Here is a 20,027-nt window from a genome sequence, read left to right as displayed (position 1 = left end):
TGGCTAGGTTGGCGAACCTAGCCGCCCGCACAGGAACGGATTTTCCATGCTGAGATACAGTCTCCGGCGCCTGCTGATCGGAGTGGCCATGCTGCTTGCCTTGAGCGTGCTGATCTTCGCGATGCTGCGCCTCACACCCGGCGATCCGATCGACGCCTACATCGACCCCAATATTCCGATGTCATCGTCGGATCTTGCAGAGCTGCGCACCACGCTCGGGCTCGATCAGCCGCTGCCGATGCAGTATGTCGCCTGGCTGCGACAGGCGCTGACGGGTAATCTGGGCTATTCGATCAAGCGGCCGGACCAGCCCGTACTCGGCCTCGTGCTCTCGCGCGTCGGCCCGACAGTCCTGCTGATGGGATCGGCGATCGCGATCGCGATCGTTGCAGGCATCGCCACCGGCATCGTCGGTGCGGTCCGGCGCAATTCCATCGCCGATCTGTCATTATCGGTCTTCGCAGTCGCCGGTATTTCCAGCCCGCCGTTCCTCAGCGCTCTTGTCGGTCTCTACTTCTTTTCGGTGTATTTCAACTGGATGCCCTCCGGCGGCATGCTGACACCGGGCCAGGAATTTTCCGTCGCCGACCTTCTCCATCACCTCATTCTGCCCGCCACATTGCTGGCCGTTGCGCAAACGGCGCTGATCATGCGCTACATGCGCGCTTCCATGCTGGAGGTCCTGAACCAGGACTATGTGCGCACCGCGCGCGCCAAAGGCGTCTTCGAATTCTGGGTCATCACCAAGCACGCCCTGCGCAATGCGCTGCTTCCCGTCGTCACGCTGATCGGCTCGACCATCGGCCTTGCGATCGGTGGCGCGATCTTTATCGAAAGCGTGTTCAACTGGCCCGGCATGGGCCTGCTTATGGTCGATGCGGTGGAGGGCCGCGACTATCCTGTTATCATGGGCTCGACGCTCGTGATCGGCGCCTGCGTCATTCTCGTCAATCTTCTGACCGACCTTGCCTATGCGGTGGTCGATCCGCGGATCAAGGTGGGCTGAGCGATGCTGGCACGAAGCCCTGCCCGCAGCCCGGGCCCGATCATCCGCTCCCTGCATCGCTTCCTGCTCAACCGAACCGCCTTGTTCGGCCTGGGCATGATCGCGCTGATGATCATGGCGATCCTTTCCTATCCGCTGTGGTGGAGCTTCAAACCCAACGACATCGATCTGCTGGCAATGAATGCTGAGCCGGGGCCGGCACACTGGTTCGGCACCGATGGGGTCGGCCGCGACATTCTTGCCCGGGTCATGGACGGCGGCCGCATTTCGCTGCTTGTGGCCCTCACCTCGACCGTCATTTCCGCCATCATTGGCTTCCTGGTCGGCGCCGTCTCGGCGCTTGCAGGTCGCTTTGCCGATGCGGTGACGATGCGTTTGGTCGATCTTGTCATGACGCTGCCGCCGGTCATCTTCCTGCTGGTGCTCGCCTCAATCGCCGGCACCGGCATCTGGCCGACTGTCTTCGTCATCTCGCTGCTCTCCTGGCCTCTGCTGGCGCGAATGGTGCGCTCGCGGCTGCTCGAACTTCGCGAACGTGACTTCGTGATGGCGGCAAGAGGCATGGGAGCGGGTCTGCCGCACCTCCTCATCCGTCACGGCCTGCCGAACTCGATCGACATCCTGGTCGTCTTCGCGACGCTGCAGATTGCCAATGCCATCCTGCTCGAGGCCGGCCTTTCCTTCCTTGGGCTCGGCATTGCGCCGCCGGCGGCAAGCTGGGGCAACATGCTGAATGCCGCCCGCTCCACCGCAGTGCTCGAACAATACCCCTGGCAGTGGCTGTTTCCCGGCGGGTTCCTGGTGCTTACCGTCCTTGCAATCAATTTCATTGGCGATGGTCTTCGCGATGCCTTCGACCCTCGCACCGAATTAAACTGACGATCGAAAGAAGCGAAAATGAGCAAATTCAAGGGTGTCGTTCCTCCCGTCATAACCCCGCTGAACAAGGATTACACCGTCGATTACCCGTCCTACACGCGGGTGCTGGAAAACTTGATCGAGGCCGGATGCCACGGCCTCTTCGTACTCGGCTCGACCAGCGAGGTGATCTTCCACGACCAAAGGACCCGGCATCAAATCATCGAGCATTCGGCCAAGGTCATCAACGGTCGCGCACCACTGATCGTCGGCGTCATCGATCCCACCACCGACCGGGTCATCAACCACGCCAGGATCGCGAAATCGGCCGGCGCCGACGCGGTTGTCGTGACGGCGCCGTTCTACACGGTCACCAGCCAGGCGGAAATCATCGACCACTTCCGCTATGTCCGCGATGCCGTCGACATCCCGCTGATCGCCTATGACATTCCCGTCTGCGTGCATGTGAAACTGCAGCGCCAGACCAGCGTGACGCTTGCGCAGGAGGGAACGATCGTCGGCATCAAGGATTCGAGCGGCGACGACGGCAATTTCCGATATGTGCTGCTCGATCTCGCCGACAACAAGGACGTCTTCCTGATGACCGGCTCCGAAATCGTCGTCGACACGGCGCTGCAGATGGGCGCCCATGGCGTCGTGCCCGGCATCGCGAACGTCGATCCGCACGGTTACGTCAGGCTGTGGAATGCCGCCCAACGCGGCGACTGGGCCGCGGCCCGCAAAGAACAGGAGCGGCTCTGCCGGCTCTTCGAGATCGTCTGGGTCGGTACGGGCCGTGTCAGCGGCGGCGCCGCCGGCATCGGAGCCTTCAAGGCGGCGATGAAGAGCCTCGGCATCATCGACACAGCGCTGATGCCGCGTCCGCGGGCAGCCCTCAACGAGGCTGAGACGGCAAGGATCGACGACATCCTCCGCGCGACCGGCCTGCTTTCCTGATGGATGCCATGCAACAGACCGCCGACACCATTCTCGACGTCAAGGGGCTGCGGACCGTCTTCCGTATCCGCTCGGGCGAGGTGACGGCGGTCAACGGCATCGATCTGAGGGTGGCTGCCGGCGAGACGCTTGCTCTCGTCGGCGAGTCCGGTTCTGGCAAATCGGTTACCAGCCTTTCGGTCATGCGGCTTCTGACCCGCAATATCGGTGCGATCGCCGCCGGCAGCATCCATTTGAAGCGCAAGAACGGCAAGGTCAGCAATCTTGTCTCGCTCGCCGAACCGGACATGCGCGCCGTCCGCGGCAATGATATCGGCATGGTCTTTCAGGAGCCGATGTCGAGCCTCAACCCCGTCTACACGATCGGCGACCAGATTTCGGAGCCGATCCGCATTCATCGCGGGGCCGACCGGAAGGCCGCGATGGCTGCGGCCGTCTCGCTGCTCGACAGCGTCGGCATTCCCGATGCCAGGCGCCGCGCCGGTCAATATCCGCACGAGCTCTCCGGCGGCATGCGCCAGCGCGCCACGATAGCCATGGCCCTTGCCTGCGACCCGACGCTGCTGATCGCCGACGAGCCGACGACGGCGCTCGACGTCACCATCCAGGCGCAGATCCTGGCTCTCCTGCAGAAGCTGCAGCGCGAACGCGGCATGGCCATGCTCTTCGTTACCCATAATCTCGGCGTCGTCGCCGAAATCGCGCATCGGGTGGCGGTGATGTATGCCGGCCGGATCGTCGAGACCGGGCCTGTGGCCGAGGTCTTCCGCAATCCGAGACATCCCTATACGATCGGCCTGCTGGCCTCGATGCCGAAGCTCGGAGATGCCAGCCGGATGAAACAGGCGGGTGAGAGGCTCGCGGCCATTCCCGGCGTCGTGCCGGGCCTGTTGAACATGCCGGCAGGCTGCGCCTTCCAGCCGCGCTGCAAATTTGCCATCGACGCCTGCCGCGTGGCTGTGCCGCCGCTTGCCGACGTCAATCCGCGTCACAAGAGCCGCTGCATTCGCTGGCAGGAGATCAGATGAGCGAACTCCTTCTCTCCGTCCGCGGCCTGGGGAAGAATTATAAGTCCCGCGGGACCAGGCTGACCATCCTGCAGGACATATCCTTCGATATCGGCAAGGGCGAGGTGGTCGGGCTGGTCGGCGAATCAGGCAGCGGCAAGACCACGATCGGCCGATCGGTCCTGCGCCTGGTCGAGCCCTCCGCCGGCAGCGTCCGCTTCGACGGCACCGAACTCACCACGTTGTCCTCATCGACAATGCGGCGCGTGCGGCCGCGGATGCAATATATTTTTCAAGATCCGTTCGCGAGCCTATCGCCGCGCATGACGATCGGCGAAATCCTGACCGAGGGATTGAAGATCCAGGGACTGGGTACGGCAAGAGAAAGATTGGACCGTGCCCGTGAGGCTCTCGAACAGGTCGATCTTCCGCCGGAAGCAGTCAACCGGTACGCGCATGAGTTCTCGGGCGGCCAGCGGCAGCGGATCGGCATCGCCCGCGCGCTGACGCTCGCGCCGGAATTCATCGTCGCCGACGAGCCGGTCTCGGCGCTCGATGTCTCGATCCAAGCGCAGGTGATCAATCTTCTGCGCGACCTGCAGCAGCGTCTTGGCCTGACCATGCTGTTCATCAGTCACGACCTTGCCGTGGTCGAATATATATGCGACCGGGTGATCGTGCTCTATCTCGGCCGGATCATGGAAATCGCGCCAAGTGCCGCGCTTTATGCCAGGCCGCTGCATCCCTATACGCGGGCCCTTCTTTCTGCGATTCCCTCGCCCGATCCCGATGCGCCGCGCGACCGCCAGATCTTGAGGGGCGATATTCCCAGCCCCGCCAATCCGCCGAGCGGTTGCGTCTTCCGCACGCGCTGTCCGAATGCCCTGCCCGCCTGCGGCGAGACCGTACCGGAGCTGCGTGAAATGCAGCCCGGGCATTTCAAGGCCTGCATCCGGGATGACCTGAACTGAAGGACGTGCGATGACCACCACAACCCGGCGCCACCCGATCGCGGGCAACTGGGCAAGCCTGCTCCTACCGATCGCCGAAGACGACAGCATCGATTTCGTAAAGCTCGCCGAGGAAATCGACATACTGATCGCCGCCGGGGTCGACGGCATTTATTCAAACGGCACGGCCGGAGAATTCCACAATCAGAGCGAAGCTGAGTACGAGCGAATTCAGGACGTGCTGGCGTCGCGATGCCGCGCGGCCGGAATGCCGTTCGTCATCGGCGCCTGCCAGTCCGATCCGATCATCATGCTCGATCGGCTGCGCCGTGCAACGGTGCATAGGCCATTGGCGATTCAGGTGATCTTTCCCGACTGGTGGCCGCTCACCAATCTCGAAGCCATCGATTTTCTGAACCGCGCGTCGGAGACGGCCGAAGGGATCCCGCTTATCCTTTACAATCCGCCGCATGCGAAGCGTGTTTTGTCGCCAGCCGAGCTCAGTGACGTGTGCGGCGCCTGCCCATCGGTGGTCGGGATGAAGATCGCCGATGGAGACGATGCATGGTACGCGCAGGCGCGAACGCATCTTGCCGAATTTTCGTTGTTCATTCCCGGCCACCATCTCGCAACCGGCATGAAGCAGGGCGTTGCTGCGGGGGCTTTTTCGAATGTTGCCTGTCTTAATCCGCGCGGCGCCCAGGCCTGGACAGAGCTGATTCACAGGGATCTCGACGCCGCGCTGGATATCGAAAGCCGCATCTGCGCCTTCATGGACGATCACATCGTCCCGTTTCGCCGTGACCGCGGCTATTCAAATGCCGCGCTCGACAAACTGCTCGCTGCGATCGGCAACTGGGGTCCGGTCAGCACCAGGCTGAGATGGCCTTATCGCTTTATCGACGAGCAAGAAGCGGCAAGTCTGCGCGATCGTGCGCGCACCATCATCCCGGAGCTCTTCGCTCAGTAAGTGACACGACGCAGACCGACTTGTGGAATCAGGCCTTAGAAGGGATCCGGGCGATGACCTTGATCTCGAAATCGAAGCCTGCCAGCCAGTTCACGCCGACCGCGGTCCAGTTCGGATAGGGCGGCTCGGAGAAAATCTCCTGCTTGACGGCCATGATCGTTTCGAATTGATTCTGGGGATCGGTATGGAACGTCGTCACATCCACTATGTCGTCAAAGGTGCAGCCTGCAGCATTGAGCGTTGCCTTGAGGTTTTCGAAGGCCAGCCGAACCTGGCGTTCGAAGTCCGGTTCAGGTGTTCCATCGGAACGGCTGCCGACCTGGCCGGAGACGAAGAGAAGGTCGCCGGTTCGGATTGCGGCTGAATAACCATGGTCCTCGTAAAGGGCATGTCTGTTCGCCGGAAAGATTGCTTCGCGTCGGTTCATTGTCATCTCGCTTCCTATTGTTGATTGGATGAGCAGCAGGCGATGAAGGAGCTTCACAGGTCGCCATGCCATCTGATATACGGAGCGTATATGAAATACGCCGCATACGGGTCGTATGTCAAGCTTCATATACGATTCGTATGTGAAATTGGAGGTTAGATGGCAAAAAAACGCAGCCAGACGATGGAGGAAAATCGTGTGAAGCTGATCGCGGCCGCCCGAAAGGCCTTTGCCGAGAAGGGGTACGCGGCCGCCTCGATGGACGAGCTGACCGCCGAGGCAGGCCTGACGCGAGGAGCGCTTTATCACAACTTCGGAGACAAGCGCGGGCTGCTTGCGGCAGTTGTCGAGCAGATCGACACGGAAATGGCGTCGCGCGCCCAGGCGATTGGCGCCCGCGCGGGAGACGATTGGCAGGGCCTGCTCGTCGAGGGCGCGGCTTATATCGAAATGGCGCTTGATCCGGAGGTCCAGCGCATCGTTCTGCTCGACGGGCCTGCCGTATTGGGTGATCCTTCACAATGGCCGAGCCAGAGCAGCTGCCTTCAGGCAACCAGGCAGACAATCGAGCGCCTTATCGCGCAGGGCGCCCTCAAGGCGGTCGACGCGGAAGCAGCCGCCCGGCTGCTCAATGGTGCTGCGCTCAATGCCGCCCTCTGGATCGCTGCAAGTGACGAGCCGCAGCATGTGCTGCCGAAAGCTGTCGAGGCCTTCGGCGCTTTGGCTGCAGGCCTTCTCAAGTCCTCCGCGTAAGCTTGCGATATACTAGCGGCAAATGGGGAATCTTGATGGGAGAGATGTGGCGCTGATTGGTCAACACTATCGTCTGTCACCAGTAGCTGCCGAAAACCAAAAAAACCGCACCGACCGCGATGACAACCAGCGCCGGCCAGTTCCGCGCCAAGCTGAGAAACCTCAGGCCTTGACGCCGCGGTTCGAGCGTGGCGCCGCCTTGCGGCATCAGGTGCGGATCACTCGGCTTTCGACGAAGCGTCGGCCGGAAGAGAAAAACAAGGCCACCAATTATGAGAGCGGCACCAATCAGAACTGCCCACATCGTCGCCTCCGCCGAGGACACGGATTAGGATTAAACAAGACCCGATCGGGATTGTTCCGTTGTGCGCGCGATATCTCTTAACATTAATTGATCCATCTTTGCGATGGTTTGTGTCTAAGTCGCATCCGCTCAACAGGATGCATGATGATGACCCGGAGATTGCCTCGCGATATTCCGCCCGTGCGCCACAGGGTCAAGGTGCGCCAAACACCGGTAGTCCGGCCCTATTGGCTGATCGTTGCGACAGCGATCATCAATTTCGGCCTCTGCGCCCTTGCGCTGGTTCTCGTCGGCGGGACGCCAACACAATACGTCATTCTTTCCGCACTCGCTCTTTCGGCGTGTGCCGTCATGGCAGCGCGCCGGCGAAGAGCGCGCGAGAAGAGTCGCTACGCCGCCGACTATCTGCTGTCTAGCACAGCTACAGCACTGACAATGCTGCAGTGGTGCTATACTGCCATCGTCACCCTCGGCAGCCTTTCCGGCTCGCAGTCGATTATCCTGCGGAGCATCGATTAGGCGTAACGCCTGTTGCGAGCGCGAATGCTCAGCATCGCGAGGGTTTTAGCCTGGCGCCACCATCATCGCTTCAGCACCCAAACCGTCCTGCCATTCTGCGAGGCCGCTATACCATCTTTCGTCCGGGCCAAGTCCAGGCACCTCTCAGCATCGCCAGGCTTCGGCCTGACACAAATCCCACCCAGGACAGCCCTCCAGGTCGGATGGATGCTCGCCAAGCCATCGCTGATCGCGCCGCCGCCATCTGGCCGGAATACGAGAATATTGGAAGCGCGCCGTTTCACGACGAACATTTCCCAGGGCTTGCCGTCAGCGATGACCTTGGCCAGCGGCTCGTCGGCTCCGGCGGGTTCGGCGGACAGAGCGGCCAGCATGGCGAACGGGATAAGCGGCGCTCGAATGAAACAAGTTCGTAGCAGGCGCGCGACGGACATGGAGATTTCCTTTCCCTTGATGGGTTTGTTCCAGGCATGCCGGATAGGTTGTTTTCGTGACGTCGTCCTGCTGACCATTCGCCGGAGGCGTTTACCAGCTGGGAAATCCGGCATATCAGCGAAGCCGCTATTCCGGGTGTCGAGCCTGACCATTTCCGGGATCGGCCGGGTAGGCCGCGTGGTGAACCTGCCCCAATACGAGCTTTACCGCATATTGAAGCTGTTCATCATCAGCGCGAACGGAAGGGACATAGATCGAGGAGGTGAAGGTCGCCTCCCCCTGCTCACCCGGTAAATGCCGCGCAAGTCCAGCTTCACCGGCAATGGTGTGGCTTCCGGCAAAGTCCTGGGGAACCGTCTGCATCACCTCGATATCGGGCGCGATCCCCAATGCCTGGATAGACCGGTTGGACGGCGTATAGACGCGGGCCGTGGTGATGCTTATTCCGGCATGCTGGCCGAGCGGAACGACCGTCTGAACGACGCCCTTGCCGAATGTCCGGGTGCCGACGAGAGTTGCCCGACGGTGATCCTGAAGGGCGCCTGCAACGATCTCTGCGGCAGAGGCCGTGCCGCCATTGACGAGGACGATCACAGGCACCGCGGCAATGAGCGCGTCGACCGCATCGGGACGTGCGGCATAGCGGCTGATCCGTCGATCTCGTCCGCAGGAATAGAAGATAGCTCCTCGGGCGAGAAATGCGTCGGCAACCCGCCGAGCCTGATCGAGGGGACCGCCGCCATTGTTGCGCAAGTCGAGGATGATGCCTGCAGGCGGCCGCCCGGCGGTCGAAACGGCCGCGCGGATCACTCGCTCCATACCGTCAGAGGTTTGTTCGGAAAAGGACGCCAGCCTGATGACAGCGACGGCCTGCTCGTAACTCAGGCGTGGCGTCCCCAGAGTTATGATCGCGCGCGTGAGCGTCAATCTGATCGGGCTGGCGACGCCTTCGCGAAGGATCGCCAACTCGATGACGCTGCCCACCTCGCCGACAAACAACGCCGCCATCTGTTCCAGAGTCTTTCCTGATGTCGGCTGACCGTCAACCTCAACTATCCGGTCGTTCGCCCGGATCCCTGCTCGCTCGGCCGGGCTGTCTTCGATCAGCGCGGTCACCTCGACCACGCCGTCTTCTACCGCCGCTTCGATCCCCAGACCGCCAAAACTGCCACCATCCTGCCGACGCATCTCGTCGAAACGTTCCGGTGGGAGGTACGAGGAATGCGCGTCAAGCGCCGTGAACATGCCGTCAATGGCGGCGCGAATGAGTTGCGGATCCTTGGGCGCGTCGACATGCCAGTTTCGCACCTGCTCGAGGACTTCTCCGAAGAGTGCGAGCTCGCGGTAGGTCGCCCCTCCTTCGGCCGATCCGGCGCGGTGACGTTCGTCTGGCGCGCCGCTCTCGAGGGGCAGGAACGCGAGAGCGGCGACTGCAGAGCTTGCGACAATGCTCATCGCAACGGCCAATCGCGCGACAGCATTGTTGTACAGTGACGCAACACCGCTCTCCCATGACCGATTGTCCCGCGGCGGGGTCGGCGCCGGACGCTGGCCGGCAATGGGCTTGATTTTCATCGACGCGCTTCCCGGATATTGCGTTCGTCGAGCAAGCGAAAGAACCATGTGTCTATCCGTGATCTTTACGGCCGGCGCACCGGCGGCTGATGTCGCATGCGGGCAGGCTTCGGCTTGCCGCAAAGCAACGGCACGCCTTTGCCCGCGAGCGGCAGCTCATAGGCCCACATCAAAGGTGCATTTGATCGTCCTAATCGCCCGCTTTGTTACAAAGCCGGCTATGCTGACCGGCATGCGCGGAGTCGATGCCCGCTTTTGGGTATTGCGCTGTGACTTCCATCTGACGTCGTTCACCTCGAAACTGTGGATCGCAAACCAAGGCGATGTGGCCGGATCATCTTCAATGCAGCCTGTCTTGTCATCACGAGTTATGTTTTGATTTGTTAAGGCCGGGCGGCATGACGGGCGTCTCATCGCGCTGCGCGGCATACAGAAGTCAGCCGGCCGGCTTAATCTAACTTAACCGAACTTTGCCGATCTTTGACCGCACAGAGCGGTCGATCCGCTACATCCGGGCTGACAAAGGCGGCACCAACAGCCGTGCGACCGGCGACGACAACTCGTCGCGCCCGCCATCGGCCTTGCGGGCACAATTTTCGTATCCGCTGCGACCACAGCATGAAAGGAGTCCGTGTTGACGCAACGTCTTCCCTTGGCCATTGGCCTTGTTCTCTACGGGTTGTTTGCCGGCCAGGGAGCCACATTGGCGCAAGAGCGCGGCGCGGCACTTACCGTTGCCGTAGAAGCGCTCGCGGAACGAGACTGGCCAGAAACGGTTCTCGCCGGCGGCTGGCTGAAGCCCTGGCACGAGGCGATCAGCGCCGCCGAAATCAGCGGCGTGCGCATCACCGATGTATTCGTCGATGTCGGGTCTGTCGTGACGAAGGGACAGGCGCTCGCTCAGCTGGCCGACGATACCGTGCGCGCCGATCTGCGAAAGGAGGAAGCCCTTTTGGCGACTGCCAAAGCCGATCTTGCGAAAGCCGAGGCCAACGCCAAGCGCGCCCGGAAAATGATAGGCAGCGGCGTTCTCTCCGATGAGAAGATCATCGAATATCTCAGCGCCGAGCAAACGGCGATGGCGAGTGTCCAATCCGCGCAGGCTCTGGTTGACAGCCAGAAGATCAAGCTTTCGCAAACAACCATCGTGGCGGTCGACGATGGCCTCATCACCTCTCGTACCGCCCAGCTCGGCGCCGTCGTCACGTCAGGCATGGAGCTGTTTCGCCTCGTGCGCCAACAGCGCATCGAGTGGCAGGCCGAGGTGTCGGCGCGGTACGGCCCTCTTATCAAGGAAGGCATGACGGCAACTATCGAGGGGCCCCGCGGCCAGCAGCTGAAGGGAACGGTTCGCCTCGTCGCGCCGACCGTCAGCACCGATACAGGCAGAACGCTCGTCTATGTCTCGCTATCGGCGGACTCTCGTGCTCCGATCGGCTTCTATGCGACCGGGCGGATTAAGCTCAGGCTCGTACTCGCCCTGGCCGTGCCGGAGACAGCACTGGTTACTCGCGACGGCATCGATTACGTCTTTACCATAGACTCCGAAGAGCGCGCCAGGCGCATCCGCGTCAAAACTGGCCGCCGCAACGACGGCGAAGTGGAGATAATCTCCGGCCTCACGCGCTCGGCAATGGTCGTGAAGACCGGGGGCGCCTTCCTTTCCGACGGCGCCCTCGTGCACGTGGAAGGAGAAGCGCGTTGAATATCTCCGCGTGGTCCATTCGAAACCCTGTTCCGGCCGTCCTCCTATTCATCCTGCTGACTGGGGGCGGGCTTATCGCCTTCGAGCGGCTCTCGGTTCAAAACTTTCCGGATATGGATCTTCCGACGGTTCAGATCCACGCCACACTTGAGGGTGCTGCACCGGCCCAACTGGAAACGGAAGTCGCCCGCAAGATCGAGGACAAGCTCGCCTCGCTCAGCCTCCTCGACCACATTACGACAAGGATCACAGGGGGAACGGTCGTCATTAGCGTGTCCTTCCAGATCGGCAAGGACGGCGAGCAAGCACTGAACGAGGTGCGTAACGCCGTCGACAGTGCCAGCAGCGACCTTCCACCCGCGATGCAGTCTCCGAGCGTGACGAGAACGCTGATTCAGGGATCGGCGCTGATCGCATTTGCCGTGCGCTCCACGCGGCTCGACCAGACCGAGCTTTCCTGGTTCGTGGACAATGACATGACGAAAGCCCTGCTTGCCGTGCCAGGCGTCGGGCAAGTCAGCCGCGTCGGCGGCGTGGATCGCGAAGTTCATATCGATCTCGACCCGCATCTGATGAGTTCGCTCAATGTCGGCGCGGCGACCATTTCCTCGACCCTGCGATCCATGCAAATCGACACGTCGGGTGGACGAGGCGATGTCGGAGGAACCAAGCAGACGATCCGAACAACCGGGGCGGTTTCCTCAATCGATGAGCTGAAGGCACTCGCAATCCCGCTCCCGAGCGGAGCACTGGTGCGGCTCGATGAAATCGGCACGGTAACGGACAGCTTTGCCGACCGCTCGTCGATCGCCTATCTCGACGGAAAACCGGTGATCGCCGTTGAGATCAAGCGCTCGAACGGGTTTTCCGACACGGCTGTCGCCGCAGCAATCGAAACCGCGGTAAAGGAGTTCGCCAGGGCCAATCCGGATGTCGAGATCGTCACGGCCTACAGTACGGTCGGCCCGATCATCGAGAATTATGACGGCTCCAAGCAGATGCTCTATGAAGGGGCTATCCTGGCCGTGGTCGTGGTCTGGCTCTTCCTGCGGGACTGGCGCGCAACATTCCTGTCAGCGATTGCGCTGCCGCTATCCGTCATTCCGACCTTCGTCGTCATGTATCTTGCCGATTTCAGCCTCAATACAGTGACGCTGCTGGCGCTATCGCTGGTGGTCGGTATCCTCGTCGACGACGCGATCGTCGAAATCGAAAACATCGCGCGTCACCTGCAGACGGGAAAGTCGCCGAAGAGCTCGGCGCTTGAGGCCGCTGACGAAATCGGTCTTGCTGTCATTGCCACCACATTGACGCTCGTGGCGGTCTTCCTGCCGACGGCCTTCATGAGCGGCATTCCGGGCCTCATCTTCCGGCAGTTCGGCGTGACGGCGTCGGTGGCGGTTCTTGCCTCCCTGCTGGTTGCACGGCTTTTGACGCCGATGATGGCCGCATACATGATGAAAGTTCATCCCGTGGAGGCGAAGGATGGGCGGATCATGCGGGGCTACATCGCGCTCGTGAAAGCCTGCCTGCAGCATCGCCTCCTGACGGCATTCTGCGTGCTTGTTTTCCTCGGTCTGTCGCTGGCGGCGATCCCACTCCTCAGTTCGGGTTTCCTGCCGGCGTCGGACGATGCACAGACGCAGGTTACCATTACGCTGCAACCCGGAACACCGATCGAAGAAACGGATGAGACCAGCCGCAGGGCCGCCAAACTCATCTCCGATCTGCCAGAGGTAACACATGTCTTCTCGACCGTCGGGACGATTTCATCAGGTGATCTCCTGGATTCCACGACGACAGCCGATACGGCGAGCGCATCTCTGATCGTGGACTTGAAAAAGGTCGGCCTACGAAAACGTTCCCAGCTCGACATAGAGAGCGATATCCGGCGGGCGCTCGCGCTTCTTCCGGGGGCCCGCATTCAGGTAGGTTCGGGCGGCAATGGCACCAGACTGGATATTACCCTTGCGAGCGACGACGCCGGCGCGCTCGACAAGGCGGCCGGTGCACTCGAAGAACAGCTTCGGACGCTGCGGGGCATCGGGGCGGTGACCTCAAGCGCTTCGCTTCAGGCCCCCGAAATCCAGATCATTCCAGATCTCGATCGGGCCGCCGCTCTCGGTGTCACTGCTGAATCGATCTCCGAGGCTGTTCGCGTCGCAACCGGCGGCGATCATTCCTCCGCGCTGGCGAAACTCAATCTGCCACAGCGCCAGCTCGATATTCGCGCGCGCTTCGATCCGAGCAACCGCAGGACGCTCGAAGACATCTCTAACCTGCGAGTTCCCGGCAGCAGAGGCAGCGTCGACTTGGGCTCGGTCGCGGCCATCACTATGGGCAGCAGTCCGTCAGAGATCAGCCGGATTGACCGGTCGCGCAACGTGACGATCTCAGTCGAGCTCAATGGTCGCGTCCTCGGCGATGTATACCGCGAGGCCCAGGCCCTGCCTGCACTCCGAAGCCTTCCCCAAGGCGTGAGGCTTGTCGAACAGGGCGAACTCGAGCGCCGATCAGACCTCTTCGACAGCTTCGGCCTCGCCATGGCGGTCGGCGTCTTCTGCATCTACGCCGTGTTGGTCCTGCTCTTTCACGACTTCCTCCAGCCGCTGACGATTCTCATGGCGCTTCCCCTCTCGCTCGGCGGCGCCCTTCTGCCCCTGGTGCTGACAGGAACAAGTTTCTCCATGCCTGTCGTCATCGGTCTGCTGATGCTGATGGGAGTGGTGTCGAAGAACTCCATCCTGCTGGTCGAATATGCGATCATGGCGCGACGCACGGGCGTCTCGCGCTTCGACGCGCTGGTGGACGCCTGCCACAAGCGAGCCCGTCCCATCGTCATGACGACGATGGCGATGGGAGGCGGCATGCTCCCTGTTGCCCTCAGTCTCAGCGGTGGCGATGCGAGCTTCCGGCAGCCGATGGCAATCGTCGTGATCGGCGGCCTGATGACCTCGACCGTACTTAGCCTCCTTGTCATCCCTGTCATCTTCACCTTGGTCGACGATTTCCTCCTGTTCCTCAGGCGAATTATCAATGGAAAGCTCGCCGAGCACCGGCCAGGAGCTGACAAAGAAGACCGCATCTCGCACGACCAGAGGCCCCGCAGTGGAAAAATCAGCCTAGCAAAATGAAGCAGAGCCCCCCAATTGCTCGAATCCACGAGCCTTCGCGGCAGCCAGGGCTTTTCGGTCACTCCTGGCGCGGGGAGCCTGACGAGGCTTCCAACCGGAGCCGCTACCAGAGCACCATTCCGCATGCGGCGAGTCCCGTTGAAGCCCTTCTTCCGGGTCGTGAGAGGACGCACCCGCGCAGAAGGCGACGGCGTTTCGAGCGCCCGCCAGCTGAGTAGCCCAAAAACGCATCCGCCGACATCCAGGATGTCGGCGGTGCAGGCTCACAAGGGTGTAGATGTCGCTCGTTCCACATATCGAGCGGTGGACGAGGCTGGCTCTGCAAAGGTCACTCGTCGACCTCTCACGGTGACCACTGGCCGAGGACTGCGGGCTGCTTGTCTGTCCAAGATGGTGGCAGGCCAATTTGCGAAGCAGCGAAATCCTTGACGCCAGGCGACCGGCCGAAGCGCTCGCAGGCGGGGTATTTCGGTCTTCCGCCGAGGCTCGACTTGATCTTCTGAGCGGACGGGAATTTGGGCAGCCCCTTGTACGGAGTCTTGCCAGTGACAAGCATCTTTGAGAAATCGCTGCCGAAGCCCGAGGCGAGCGAATAGGCATCCCCGACCTGCGAGACGCGTGCGCTCGTGGTGATGGCGTTGGCGCCTTTTGCCCAGACCATCGCGGCCACCTGCCTACCGTCTCTCGCCGTCGCCTCGGCCTCGACCGCAAGGCCTCCGAGACCCAACGGCAGCCTAGGCACGGGAACCGGAACAACCAACGAGGCACCGAGCGAAGTCGCGGTCGACACGCCAGCCATCCCGGCGTTTGTGGGCACAATGCGGGTGATGGTGGCATGAACGACGACGTCGGCGTTCTCTCTGCGGTCGACGACCTGAAATCGATCGCTGACGCCGACGCAAAGAGCCCGACTGATCACATTGGCGACAAGGGCGGATTCTGAAGGCTTCTTGATAGAAGATCCCGCCTTTGGCGAAACCGCTGTCGGCTGGATGTAGATGGTCTTGGCCGCCGCAAGGTCCTTCTGATCGACTTTGAGCTTCGCCTTGGTGATCTTGCCGTTGTTGGACGTCAGCCCGTCATAGGATACCAACGTATGCGCCTCTTCCAGCGGCACCGCGGCGCAGCCTGCGGCAGCCGAGGCGATTAGGCAGGACAGGAGTGCCGAGGTTGCGGGACTACAAAGCCGTCGGCCGGAGGCATGGGCAGGATGCGGAAGTGACATTTGTTCTCCTTTGGTTGAAAATTTCTGAGGTCGGGCGGCTATTGCGAGGATTGAGGCGGATCCGCCGCGGCCAGATCGGCAAAGACCGGCTGGTCTTTCCACAGGCGGCCGCTTGCCATTTCGGCGTAGCCGAGGTGGTAGACGGCGCGCATATAGTTGGTGTTGAAGGGATCGGTGATTTTGTAGGGGATTTGTCTATCGATCGAGGCGACCCGAAAGCGGATGCCGTTCTTCTGGGCATAGACGTAAGTTGCGACCAAAGCGCTACGCGTCTGGGACTTGATGAGGGCAGCGCTCGCTCTGGCCATGACAGCCAGCGTATTGTTGGTCGTCGTCGAGAACTCCGGCACAAGCGCGTTGTTGACGATGACATACATGTTCAGTTTCAGGCCCTTCGGCCACCGCACCTGGCGCGGGCTCGCCATCCAACCTTCGGGGATTGTCAGGATCTGGGATGATGAACCGCCGTCGGAGTGCATCTCCTCGAACTCCTCGCCGTTTGCCTTGACCCTGATGAGCACGGCCGGAACACCCCAGGGATGCTCGCCGAGGCGATGATGACGTCCCGAAAAAGCTTCAGTGCATCAGGCCGACCGCTGTCGGCGATGGCGCTCATGTTCCATACTACCGGTCTCTGTGAATCGAGATTGGAGGTCAGGACGAGCAGGCGCCTTCCTTTGCGGTGCTCGGCGGCGATTTTTTCCAGGATCTCCTGTGTAAGATGGCGTTCGACCATCCGGCGCAGCGGTGCCTGCTTCAGCAGGCTTGGACCAAGCAAGGCCTTTGGCAGAAAATCTGCGTCCATCAACTCCTTTGCGGCGCCACTCGTATAGAGATCGACGAGCGTGTCGTCATAGGCCGGACCGAGGAAAGCCAAAGGTGCAATGAGGGCGCCAGTGCTGACGCCGCTGACGATGTCGAACTCTGGCCGCTCTTTGCTGTCCGACCAAGCCTTGAGCACTCCGACGCTGAAGGCACCCCCGGCCCCGCCTCCGGACAGGACGAGATAATTGACATCCTTATGTCTCGGCATCGCCAGCCATGATGGCGCATCGGGCAGCTGCCGGCCGGTGTCCGCATAGGTGCGGATATCGCCAAATCCTTCAACATTGGCGTTGGCCGCCGCTGTCGGGCTGTAGCTAACCCGGTCCGGCGCCATGCAGCCAGCCAGAAACGCGAGAGTCAGGATGGCCATTAGTCGAATCAAGTTGTCGCCCTGTCTTCGGCCACGGTTACGAGCGGCAAGATCACCGCCGGCCGTGGGGCCTTGCTCCGTGCACTTCCTTTCGGATGGCGCCTGATCGCATTAACGCGGATTCGCGATTGCCTTGGATTTTGAATTGTTAAGATTCGTTATCGCCGCCGCTGCGGCAGGGGCAGCTCGTAGGTGAGTTTTGAACCGCCTTGGAAACGTTTCTTTACCAGGCGCCTCGGTTTGGTCACGCTTCTGACATCGCCCGGCTTCCCACGTCGATTAATCAAGTCGGAGAGAAAGGGAGATAACAATGCGCCATCAGGAGATGACGGCCGCCGAGGTCTTGCGAGATCCGTTGATCAGACAGGTGATGCGGGCCGACGTGGTCCGTGTGGAACAGCTGGAAGAGCTGCTTTTGGACGCCGCGAGGAGACTATCTCATCTAAAGCCTTGGCGGCAGCGTTGCCGACAAGCTCCGATTCGGCTGATCAGTCCCGCGCCAGCGAAACTTCAGGGGTGAAAATATAACCGCCCAGCCGTACCGTCTTGATGAACGTCGGCTCCTTGTAATCGGGCTCGATCTTTTGCCGGACACGACTGACATGGACGTCGATACTGCGCTCGACTGGGCCGGCCGAGCCTGCATGCGTGCGGGCAAGGATTTCCTGGCGATTCATGACCTGCCGCGGGTTTTGGCAGAATACCAGCAGGACATCGAATTCTGCCGTTGTCAGCGACACATGAACGCCTTCGCTATCGGTCAGCTCGCGCGTGACGGGGTCGATTCGCCAGCCGGCGAAGGTCATCGCCTCCTGAACGGGCCTGACTTGCATGGAGTAGGACGAGCGCCGCAGCAAGGCCCTGATCCTTGCCAGCAGCTCCCTGGAATTGAAGGGTTTCGTGACGTAGTCGTCGGCACCAAGCTCCAGGCCGATCACTCGGTCGACCTCCTTCGTCAGCGCCGTCAGCATGAGGATAGGAACCGTGTTGGTCGATCGGATCCGGCGGCAAATGCTGAAGCCGTCCTCGCCTGGAAGCATGCCGTCGAGAACGATGAGCTGGAACTCCTTCTTCTTCAGAAGGCGGTCCATTTCCATGGCGGAGCCGACCGCTTCGGCGGCGTAGCCGGCATCCTTCATCAGGTCGATCAACATGCTGGCAATATCGCGGTCGTCCTCGACGATCAGGATGCGCACGGAAGTCTGCATGGGTGAATTGAATGCGATATTGCTCATATCCGGCGCCTGAATCTGAAAAAGCATCCGCTTCGGTTCCTGTTTAACAGAAAAATGTTTGCGCATCGTCTTATTGTCTTACCGTGACTGGCGACCGGCAACTTCGCAGGAGGTGTGCAGCCACGCCGATCTGCACGAGGTGCAGCCCACCGGAAACCATGACGTGACATCCAGGAGGCAGCCGGCGGTTCAGCTCGGAATTCGAACGAGCTAATGAGGTCAGAACTTGTAGCCGACGAACATCATGACGGAAGGCTGGGTGTCCTTCTGAACCACCGGGCTATTGCGCGCGTCGCCGGTCAGGATCCCCAGTTCGGCCTGACCGCGCACGAACCAGTGCTCGGATGCCAGATAAGTCACGGATGCGGTGAGATCGATGCGTTTGAAGCCCGCGCCTGCATCGTAGACGTCAAGGCCAGACCTTGCCGACTGCAAGGGAGTGACGCCGAAATAGGACTTCATGTAATTCTTGTCCGCCCAGGTAGCCGATGCCCCGGCGGAGAAGATGAACTGGCCGACCAGGTGGGAATATTCAGCACCGAATGTCCCGGTGACACCGTCGCTGCCGCCGATGATCTTGTCGACACCTGCACTAAGCTCGATGGGTCCAAGCTCGTAGGATATCACGCCGCCGACCTTTGCACCGGAATCGATATCCCCTAATCCCTCCAGATGATCGGCGTCGTCTTCGTCGCGACCGAATTCCATGCCGCCCCTGGCGCTGATCTTGAAATTCTCGACCTTGTAGATATCGATCAGCAAGCCAGTCGGTCCGACATGTACGCGATCGTTGAAGAAGCTTGCGGAAACAAAAGGAACCGGCATGACCTCGAAATCCTTCGACCCCTCGAATTTCGGGCCATACACGGCACCAGCTCCCACAACGACATTCCAGTCGTGAAGCTTGCCGCGGAAACCAGTGGGACGTTCGCCGGATGGCGCAGGCGGTTCACCGGCGCCAAGTTCGCCGGGATCCGCCGCCCATGCCCTATTGCCTGCTGAAAGGGGCATGACCAGCGCCGGCAAAATCATCAAACCAATATTCTTCTTCATAAAAGACAAAGTTCGCTCCTGGGTGTTTTCCGAGGCTTACTGCCCTCGACCGGCGGCACCCTGCAGGCAAACCGTTTTGGGATGGATTTTGTCTTGTTAAGAAATGTTTCCGAGCGTCATTGCCGAGCCCCGAGTTGACGCCCCTGAACAGGCGGGCGCGCAGATGACGCGAGGCAGATAAAAATAATCGCCTGGTGACTTCCCGCCGGCACGAGCGTCGGGATGGACATATCGGCACGCGAAGACACAACACTTAACGTAATGAAACACATCTTTGAAACGAAATTCCTACTTTGCCAGGTGCGGCCGAAGAAAGAGGAATTGAATAATGATCGGCGAGAACCCCGCACCTCCTGTTCTTGTCTACATCCCCGACCAGCGCGGATTACACCTTGCCGGCGAAGTCCTGCGGAGCCGGGGCTTCGACGTGAGGAGCGCAAGCACCATACCGGAACTTCAGCTCGTGCTGGAGCTCCTCCTCTGCAAAGTGATCGTCACCATCACTTCGAAGATCCGCGAGGTGCGATTTTTCTCCAATCTCCCCGTGGTGAACATCCAGGCCTTTGTGCTGCCCAACATCGACGCGGCGTCATCCGAACAGCCTGTGCTTTTCGACAGGGCCGCCTTTCTTGAGCGCGTTCGAACACTCGCGGACCCACGTTAGCGGTTCCTTGCCACAGCGGGTTAACAAATTAAAACACCATTGCCGCTGGCATATT

Annotated in this window: 20 protein-coding genes; 11 read left to right on the top strand and 9 right to left on the bottom strand. The window is 60.9% G+C overall.

The genetic code is table 11. From position 1 onward, the window contains the following. The first annotated feature begins 46 nt into the window (after positions 1-46). The 6 genes from J2J98_RS03035 to J2J98_RS03010 are packed head-to-tail and all read left to right on the top strand — an operon-like array spanning position 47 to position 5,748. On the top strand, positions 47-1,006 hold the full coding sequence (locus J2J98_RS03035) for an ABC transporter permease (RefSeq protein WP_207602310.1): 960 nt from the start codon (positions 47-49) through the stop codon (positions 1,004-1,006). 3 nt (positions 1,007-1,009) lie between these two features. Continuing rightward, a complete protein-coding gene (locus J2J98_RS03030) occupies positions 1,010-1,885 on the top strand; it encodes an ABC transporter permease (RefSeq protein ID WP_207602309.1) in 876 nt (291 codons plus the stop codon). A gap of 18 nt (positions 1,886-1,903) precedes the next feature. Then, entirely contained in the window at positions 1,904-2,821 is a 918-nt protein-coding gene (locus J2J98_RS03025) for a dihydrodipicolinate synthase family protein (protein WP_207602308.1), read from the top strand. 8 nt (positions 2,822-2,829) lie between these two features. Beyond that, positions 2,830-3,849 carry an ABC transporter ATP-binding protein gene (locus tag J2J98_RS03020; protein ID WP_207602307.1) on the top strand — a complete coding sequence of 340 codons (1,020 nt, stop codon included), beginning with the start codon at positions 2,830-2,832 and terminating at the stop codon, positions 3,847-3,849. Next, on the top strand, positions 3,846-4,799 hold the full coding sequence (locus tag J2J98_RS03015) for an ABC transporter ATP-binding protein (RefSeq protein WP_207602306.1): 954 nt from the start codon (positions 3,846-3,848) through the stop codon (positions 4,797-4,799). The genes J2J98_RS03020 and J2J98_RS03015 overlap by 4 nt, the downstream gene beginning before the upstream one ends. A gap of 10 nt (positions 4,800-4,809) precedes the next feature. Next, positions 4,810-5,748 (top strand): dihydrodipicolinate synthase family protein, encoded by a 939-nt coding sequence (locus J2J98_RS03010; protein WP_207602305.1) that lies wholly within the window; start codon positions 4,810-4,812, stop codon positions 5,746-5,748. 28 nt (positions 5,749-5,776) lie between these two features. Here J2J98_RS03010 and J2J98_RS03005 read toward each other — a convergent pair whose 3' ends face one another. Then, on the bottom strand, positions 5,777-6,175 hold the full coding sequence (locus J2J98_RS03005; protein ID WP_207603071.1) for a RidA family protein: 399 nt from the start codon (positions 6,173-6,175) through the stop codon (positions 5,777-5,779). A 159-nt stretch (positions 6,176-6,334) separates the two neighbouring features. Here J2J98_RS03005 and J2J98_RS03000 point away from each other — a divergent pair, with 159 nt between their 5' ends. Continuing rightward, on the top strand, positions 6,335-6,928 hold the full coding sequence (locus tag J2J98_RS03000; protein ID WP_207602304.1) for a TetR/AcrR family transcriptional regulator: 594 nt from the start codon (positions 6,335-6,337) through the stop codon (positions 6,926-6,928). 76 nt (positions 6,929-7,004) lie between these two features. On the opposite strand, the gene J2J98_RS30235 is transcribed toward J2J98_RS03000, so the two are convergent. After that, entirely contained in the window at positions 7,005-7,232 is a 228-nt protein-coding gene (locus J2J98_RS30235) for a hypothetical protein (protein ID WP_064709816.1), read from the bottom strand. Positions 7,233-7,373: 141 nt separating this feature from the next. Here J2J98_RS30235 and J2J98_RS02995 point away from each other — a divergent pair, with 141 nt between their 5' ends. Continuing rightward, positions 7,374-7,751 carry a hypothetical protein gene (locus J2J98_RS02995; protein WP_207602303.1) on the top strand — a complete coding sequence of 126 codons (378 nt, stop codon included), beginning with the start codon at positions 7,374-7,376 and terminating at the stop codon, positions 7,749-7,751. 62 nt (positions 7,752-7,813) lie between these two features. On the opposite strand, the gene J2J98_RS02990 is transcribed toward J2J98_RS02995, so the two are convergent. Beyond that, the gene (locus J2J98_RS02990; RefSeq protein WP_246569387.1) at positions 7,814-8,338 is read right to left on the bottom strand and encodes a hypothetical protein; all 525 of its coding nucleotides are present in this window, start codon (positions 8,336-8,338) and stop codon (positions 7,814-7,816) included. After that, on the bottom strand, positions 8,313-9,761 hold the full coding sequence (locus tag J2J98_RS02985) for a S41 family peptidase (RefSeq protein WP_207602302.1): 1,449 nt from the start codon (positions 9,759-9,761) through the stop codon (positions 8,313-8,315). Before J2J98_RS02985 ends, J2J98_RS02990 begins: the two co-directional genes overlap by 26 nt. A 634-nt stretch (positions 9,762-10,395) precedes the next feature. Here J2J98_RS02985 and J2J98_RS02980 point away from each other — a divergent pair. Together J2J98_RS02980 and J2J98_RS02975 are read left to right on the top strand one after the other, a co-directional pair. Beyond that, positions 10,396-11,466 carry an efflux RND transporter periplasmic adaptor subunit gene (locus J2J98_RS02980; RefSeq protein ID WP_375337104.1) on the top strand — a complete coding sequence of 357 codons (1,071 nt, stop codon included), beginning with the start codon at positions 10,396-10,398 and terminating at the stop codon, positions 11,464-11,466. Beyond that, complete coding sequence (locus tag J2J98_RS02975) at positions 11,463-14,600, top strand: efflux RND transporter permease subunit (RefSeq protein WP_207602301.1); 3,138 nt, start codon at positions 11,463-11,465, stop codon at positions 14,598-14,600. The genes J2J98_RS02980 and J2J98_RS02975 overlap by 4 nt, the downstream gene beginning before the upstream one ends. Positions 14,601-14,943: 343 nt before the next feature. Here J2J98_RS02975 and J2J98_RS02970 read toward each other — a convergent pair whose 3' ends face one another. From J2J98_RS02970 to J2J98_RS02955, 5 genes are all read right to left on the bottom strand, one after another. Further along, positions 14,944-15,825, bottom strand: coding sequence for a DUF3313 domain-containing protein (locus J2J98_RS02970; RefSeq protein ID WP_207602300.1), 882 nt, complete (start codon positions 15,823-15,825; stop codon positions 14,944-14,946). A gap of 38 nt (positions 15,826-15,863) precedes the next feature. Continuing rightward, on the bottom strand, positions 15,864-16,250 hold the full coding sequence (locus J2J98_RS30755; protein WP_311044212.1) for a hypothetical protein: 387 nt from the start codon (positions 16,248-16,250) through the stop codon (positions 15,864-15,866). 17 nt (positions 16,251-16,267) lie between these two features. Next, complete coding sequence (locus J2J98_RS02965; protein WP_311044213.1) at positions 16,268-17,020, bottom strand: patatin-like phospholipase family protein; 753 nt, start codon at positions 17,018-17,020, stop codon at positions 16,268-16,270. Positions 17,021-17,508: 488 nt separating this feature from the next. After that, complete coding sequence (locus J2J98_RS02960; RefSeq protein WP_207602299.1) at positions 17,509-18,255, bottom strand: response regulator; 747 nt, start codon at positions 18,253-18,255, stop codon at positions 17,509-17,511. Between the two features lie 219 nt (positions 18,256-18,474). Continuing rightward, positions 18,475-19,308, bottom strand: a complete 834-nt coding sequence (locus J2J98_RS02955) for a MipA/OmpV family protein (protein ID WP_207602298.1) — start codon at positions 19,306-19,308, stop codon at positions 18,475-18,477. Between the two features lie 328 nt (positions 19,309-19,636). On the opposite strand from J2J98_RS02955, the gene J2J98_RS02950 reads away from it, so the two are divergent. Then, positions 19,637-19,972 (top strand): hypothetical protein, encoded by a 336-nt coding sequence (locus tag J2J98_RS02950; protein WP_064710746.1) that lies wholly within the window; start codon positions 19,637-19,639, stop codon positions 19,970-19,972. Positions 19,973-20,027: the final 55 nt, after the last annotated feature.

Origin of the sequence: Rhizobium bangladeshense, from assembly GCF_017357245.1 — a bacterium.
Lineage (GTDB): Bacteria > Pseudomonadota > Alphaproteobacteria > Rhizobiales > Rhizobiaceae > Rhizobium > Rhizobium bangladeshense.
This window is presented reverse-complemented; position numbering and strand designations above follow the sequence as displayed.

What these genes read in the sequence shown, in the direction of transcription:
- J2J98_RS02990 (WP_246569387.1), bottom strand. Translation starts at nt 8,338, where the DNA reads ATGGTCAGGCTCGACACCCGGAATAGCGGCTTCGCTGATATGCCGGAT.
- J2J98_RS03015 (WP_207602306.1), top strand. Translation starts at nt 3,846, where the DNA reads ATGAGCGAACTCCTTCTCTCCGTCCGCGGCCTGGGGAAGAATTATAAG.
- J2J98_RS02970 (WP_207602300.1), bottom strand. Translation starts at nt 15,825, where the DNA reads ATGTCACTTCCGCATCCTGCCCATGCCTCCGGCCGACGGCTTTGTAGT.
- J2J98_RS03000 (WP_207602304.1), top strand. Translation starts at nt 6,335, where the DNA reads ATGGCAAAAAAACGCAGCCAGACGATGGAGGAAAATCGTGTGAAGCTG.
- J2J98_RS02955 (WP_207602298.1), bottom strand. Translation starts at nt 19,308, where the DNA reads ATGAAGAAGAATATTGGTTTGATGATTTTGCCGGCGCTGGTCATGCCC.
- J2J98_RS02965 (WP_311044213.1), bottom strand. Translation starts at nt 17,020, where the DNA reads ATGGCCATCCTGACTCTCGCGTTTCTGGCTGGCTGCATGGCGCCGGAC.
- J2J98_RS02950 (WP_064710746.1), top strand. Translation starts at nt 19,637, where the DNA reads ATGATCGGCGAGAACCCCGCACCTCCTGTTCTTGTCTACATCCCCGAC.
- J2J98_RS02960 (WP_207602299.1), bottom strand. Translation starts at nt 18,255, where the DNA reads ATGAGCAATATCGCATTCAATTCACCCATGCAGACTTCCGTGCGCATC.
- J2J98_RS02985 (WP_207602302.1), bottom strand. Translation starts at nt 9,761, where the DNA reads ATGAAAATCAAGCCCATTGCCGGCCAGCGTCCGGCGCCGACCCCGCCG.
- J2J98_RS03030 (WP_207602309.1), top strand. Translation starts at nt 1,010, where the DNA reads ATGCTGGCACGAAGCCCTGCCCGCAGCCCGGGCCCGATCATCCGCTCC.
- J2J98_RS03020 (WP_207602307.1), top strand. Translation starts at nt 2,830, where the DNA reads ATGCAACAGACCGCCGACACCATTCTCGACGTCAAGGGGCTGCGGACC.
- J2J98_RS02995 (WP_207602303.1), top strand. Translation starts at nt 7,374, where the DNA reads ATGATGATGACCCGGAGATTGCCTCGCGATATTCCGCCCGTGCGCCAC.
- J2J98_RS30755 (WP_311044212.1), bottom strand. Translation starts at nt 16,250, where the DNA reads ATGGCGAGCCCGCGCCAGGTGCGGTGGCCGAAGGGCCTGAAACTGAAC.
- J2J98_RS03035 (WP_207602310.1), top strand. Translation starts at nt 47, where the DNA reads ATGCTGAGATACAGTCTCCGGCGCCTGCTGATCGGAGTGGCCATGCTG.
- J2J98_RS03005 (WP_207603071.1), bottom strand. Translation starts at nt 6,175, where the DNA reads ATGAACCGACGCGAAGCAATCTTTCCGGCGAACAGACATGCCCTTTAC.
- J2J98_RS03025 (WP_207602308.1), top strand. Translation starts at nt 1,904, where the DNA reads ATGAGCAAATTCAAGGGTGTCGTTCCTCCCGTCATAACCCCGCTGAAC.
- J2J98_RS30235 (WP_064709816.1), bottom strand. Translation starts at nt 7,232, where the DNA reads ATGTGGGCAGTTCTGATTGGTGCCGCTCTCATAATTGGTGGCCTTGTT.
- J2J98_RS03010 (WP_207602305.1), top strand. Translation starts at nt 4,810, where the DNA reads ATGACCACCACAACCCGGCGCCACCCGATCGCGGGCAACTGGGCAAGC.